This is a genomic window from Synechococcales cyanobacterium T60_A2020_003, assembly GCA_015272205.1.
Classification (GTDB): Bacteria; Cyanobacteriota; Cyanobacteriia; order RECH01; family RECH01; genus JACYMB01.
Window position 1 is genome coordinate 1 of record JACYMB010000293.1, and the last position, 4,490, is coordinate 4,490.

A 4,490-nucleotide genomic window follows, 5' to 3' on the forward strand; every position below is an offset into this window, starting at 1 on the left:
CTCATCTGAATTCTGCTTGCTGCTTTCCTTTTTGGATCAATTGGATAAAGTCGAGCTGATACTCTGCCAGAAAATGGGATGGAGGCGACCTTGGGACGGCTGAAATAGAACAGCAGACAAGGTTTTATCCCCTAGGCTTAATCCCAGACACCAACGATGTTTGCCCAGCGAGGGGAAGGGGGCGATCGCCTCGCCATCCCCTCCCTTAAGGACTGGATCTGTTTCAGACTGGAAAACCGATGCTAGTTTTTTTTTGATGATCCGGTCGTCTGCTCGTCAGGTAAATCTTCAAAGAGATCCGCCAGCGTCACGTTATCGAGCGAGAATACATCCTGCTCCTCCAAGACAGTTTCTGGCGCTGACGTTGTCCCTGCATTATCCAGGGCATTGAAGAAGTCTCCCAGGATAGCGTCGGGTTCTGACTGCGAAAGCGAAAGCGGTGGGAGCTTACCCTCCTCAATAGTTGATGATGGGTTAGCTTCGTTGCCTTGGGGACTAGCAGAAACTTCGGATGAATTATCTTCTCCTACGCTACTTCCAAAATCTCCTAGGGTAAGACCTTCCCTGGACTCCTCGGCATCAGACAACGATCCGACGAAGGATGGCTCAGATGCGTCGGTTGCATTGGAGTCTTCTAGCCCACCAAACGCATCATCGACGGTAAATCCTGCATCATCGTCAAACCCAGCCGTTTCAGGAACAGAGGCAGGAGCAGGCGTGGGTTGTACTGGCTCAAACGATTCCCAAATCAAGTTGAGGTCAGCCGCTAAATTTAAGATGTTCCCAGCCGATGTGTTCCCAACCGAGGGGTCTGTACTCCTGGAGGGTGGACGCATTGGGCTAACGGCTTCAGTGGATGAAGCAGACGCTGAGTCGGTTGCATCAGTACTGAAGAAGGTGTCTAAGGTGGGTTGCGTATCGGTCTCGCTTCGATCGCCGGACGATGGCGAATGCTGTTCCATAGACTCTAGCCCCTGCAATCCGTCTTCAGCACCACGGCTGGCTGGGGTCACGGCTGGGGCGGCAGCGGTAGCAGCGGACTCCTCCTCGCCTCCAAAGAAATTGCCGAGTGTGGGCTGGGTATCGGTTTCACCCAAGAGCGATGGGGGAGGGTCACTGGACAGTGGTTCCAATTCCAGCGCTTCGACGCTCTGGAGTGATGTTGTTTCCGTGCCTGTTGGCGTAGGCGGTGTGGATTCCTCTGGCTGTGCTGAGCTAGAGTCAGAGTCCTCCGATGGTGAAGCGATCGCCTCTCCAAACCCTTCCAAGGTGTAGGAATCATCTTGGCGTTCTAGCGCTTGGAGATCGGTTGCCAATTGGTCTAGTATGCCGTCATCAAGGGTTAAATCTGCGGCGGGTCGCTCTTGAACATCCTCTGAGAGCAGGTCTTCTTGGGGATGGGCAACGGTGTAGGCATCTCCTTCTTCCGCGTAAGCGTCTAGATTGGCGCGATCGCCGATCTCAGACTGAGCATTAGCTTTGGAAAACTGTCCATCCTCAAACAGCGCCCCCGTGCTTGGGAACAGCAATCCTTCCAAGGTTTGGGTAGACAATTCTGAGAGCGTTTCATCACGGCGCGGCTCATCATCTGCGGCTGCCTCCGAGGACTCGGCTGGATCGACAATGCCACCAAAGAGATCGAGATCATCTGGCCTCCCGTTCAGTTCTATCGGTTCCGATGCATCCGATTCTGTCAACGGAGAGAAACTAGAAGCTGTGTCTAGCTCATCTTCACTTTCTGCACCAAATAAGCTCTCATAAAAACCATCGTCTTCTAGCGCTGCCGCATCAGAGGCAGGTTCGGATGCCAGATCGGTCTCCGATACTCCATCCATAATGTCAAAGGCATTATCCAAGGCATCCAAGTCTGCATCGGGCGACCACCCAGAATCGGCCCATTCATCTGATGCTTCCCACTCGGCAATCGGTTCCAAGGGGAACGGTTCTTCATCATCTTTGGCGATCGCGGCTGGAGAGGGTTCAGGCTGGGACTTCGCCGATACCGGAGTTTCCGATGGCTCCACCGTTTCTGACTCACGACTGGCAGCGATCGCGGATGGCTCATCGTCTAGCGAAATCCCGTCGGCCTTGAGTTCCTCTAAAATCTTATCGATCGGCCCATCCGAAACCTCGTCAATGGTCTTCAGAGCCCGGAATGACGCCGTATCAGACAATTGGGAAGCTGAATTGGGAAGCTGGGAGGTGGCAATGGGTTCCCATTCCCCGGTCTGGAACGACGACTGGAGATAGGAAGACGCTTCTCGTCCCAACTGTTGCGCGAGGCGATTCACCAACGCAGCAAACATAGCCTCCCCTTGTTGACCGAGGCTATGCATTTTCTCAAGTCCCTGCCCCAGCGACTCTTGATAGCCTTGCATACTGGTTTGCAGCGACTCAAAGATGACTCGCAGGGTCGAGTCTAGCTTCAGCAATAGTTGATCAGACTGCGCCTGTATTTTCTGGACTTGCGCGACTCGCTGCTCCGGCGTTAAAGCCGTCAGGTCTCCCGCTTGAGGCAGTGCCCCTAGGGTTCCCCCTGGGAGAACGGCAGCGTTGGAGGCACTCAGGTTCGCTACGGTTTGGGAAATTTGCATCGTAAGCTGTTCCTGTACCCGATTCATGAGCGATCGCATGAAGTCTTCGATGATCTGCTGCTGACCACTTTGGGGCGGTAGAGCTTGCTGGCGCTGGGCTTGCAGTTGCTGAATTTCAGCCGTCAGGGCTTCTCGTTCTTGATGCAGACGCTCAATATCAGCCCGAATCGGCTGCACAATGTGCGATCGCAGGTATCCCATTTCTTGCAACACCGCTTGCAAGACCTGTTGGGCAGACTCTTCGGCCACCTGACTTGATACTGCCGATAGCTGTTGCGTCGTTTCACGTTCCGCCGTCGCTTGGCTTTGCAGGGTAGCCAGGTATTGACGCGTTTGCTCAAGAACACGACGCTGTTGCACTGCCTCGCCGGACATGACCCACGGCAGGCGAGTGTTGGTTTTGCTCAACACCGCGTCGATTTCATCAATCAGAGTTTGAATGTGAGTGGCTTGAGGGGTCACAGCAAAATTCCAAACGAAAGGGCAACACACCAACAGTGGCGAAGGTAGGATCCCAACGTCTACCAGGAAAGGCTTCCTTGACCTGAGCGGTTCCTTGCCTAAATAGTACTTGAGTTCACAAATTCAGTTCTACTCATAAATCAATAGCGACTACGCTGAGCACACCTATAGGTTTAGGATGCCCAAAATTTCACCCGAAATCTTACTATAGTTGACTGCCCATTACACCTATATCCTGACAATCATGAGAATCAAAAACCGGAAAAAATTTGGCTATCTTAACGGAAAACTTTATGCTAAGCGGTTTGGATGCTTGCCAGCCGTGCCTCCAGAGCAGACGACATAAAAATTGATATTTCTGGGGGCTGCCGCTAGGCACGGCGGTAATTCCTTGCCGTGGACGGGATGAATGTTTGTAAACTTATATTAAGTATTAAGTCCCGACTGCGATTGGGTTGGGACGAACGTTAATTCCGCACGGTAGGACGACAGAAATGGTGGTTTCTCGACGAACAGTTTTAACGTGGATTGGAGGGTGGATGGTGGCGATCGCCCTTGTGATGGGTATCAGTGCGCCACAAGCATGGGCATTGGGCGGAGAACAGCCTCCACTTTATGCACCTGCCCCCGACTTTACCCTACCCAGCAACAGCGGCGATGGCGAAATCTCGTTGCAAGACTACCGGGGACAGTGGGTTGTGGTGTATTTCTATCCCAAGGATTTCACCCCAGGCTGCACCTTAGAGGCTCAGCGCTTCCAGCGAGATTTGGCTGAATACCAAGCCCGAAACACTCAGATCTTGGGGATTAGTGTGGATGACGTGGATTCCCATGCTGAGTTTTGCGACTCGGAAGGACTCCGGTTTCCATTATTAGCCGATGTGGATGGAACCGTCAGCAAAGCCTACGGGTCTTGGCTTGGCTATTCCTCACTGCGTCACACCTATATCGTTGACCCGGATGGCATTTTGCAAGAAAGATTTCTCGGTGTCCGACCGGCGATCCATAGCCAGGAAGTGTTGGCAAGGCTGGATGAATTGCAGGCCGAGGCTCAGCAAGGCGTTTGATCTGAGTTCAGGAATGTTGGGCGGACGTGCTGTGCCTGGTGCAGATAGGTGGTTAGCGCCTGCCAGTTGGAAGATTCAATCATGGTGATGAGGGAGTCAATCTGATCTCGATACTGGTGGAGCGATCGCACCACTTCTGCTTGGTTATATTTCGCCATGAGCACCCCCAGTTCAGGCACGCCCCCACCAACACGGCTGGTGTCTTTAAAGCCGGAGCTAGCCAACTGTTGCGCGAGATCTAGAATTCCAGGATCGGTTTCATGGAGACAGGCATTGATCAGCCCCGCACTGACCATCACGGGTAAGTGGGAAATCCAGGCAACGGCGCGATCGTGGGCTTCAGGAGTACAGGTCACAAGGTGGGAAC

Annotated in this window: 3 protein-coding genes; 1 reads left to right on the top strand and 2 read right to left on the bottom strand. The window is 53.2% G+C overall.

The window, feature by feature from the left end; all coding sequences use genetic code 11:
• Nucleotides 1-242 precede the first annotated feature (242 nt).
• A complete protein-coding gene (locus IGR76_14440) occupies nt 243-3,056 on the bottom strand; it encodes a hypothetical protein (GenBank protein MBF2079676.1) in 2,814 nt (937 codons plus the stop codon).
• 494 nt (nt 3,057-3,550) lie between these two features.
• On the opposite strand from IGR76_14440, the gene IGR76_14445 reads away from it, so the two are divergent.
• A complete protein-coding gene (locus IGR76_14445; GenBank protein MBF2079677.1) occupies nt 3,551-4,123 on the top strand; it encodes a peroxiredoxin in 573 nt (190 codons plus the stop codon).
• Here IGR76_14445 and IGR76_14450 read toward each other — a convergent pair.
• Nucleotides 4,108-4,490 (bottom strand): prephenate dehydrogenase/arogenate dehydrogenase family protein (locus tag IGR76_14450; GenBank protein ID MBF2079678.1); only part of this gene is annotated, 383 nt, incomplete at its 5' end. The two genes, IGR76_14445 and IGR76_14450, sit on opposite strands and share 16 nt — an antisense overlap.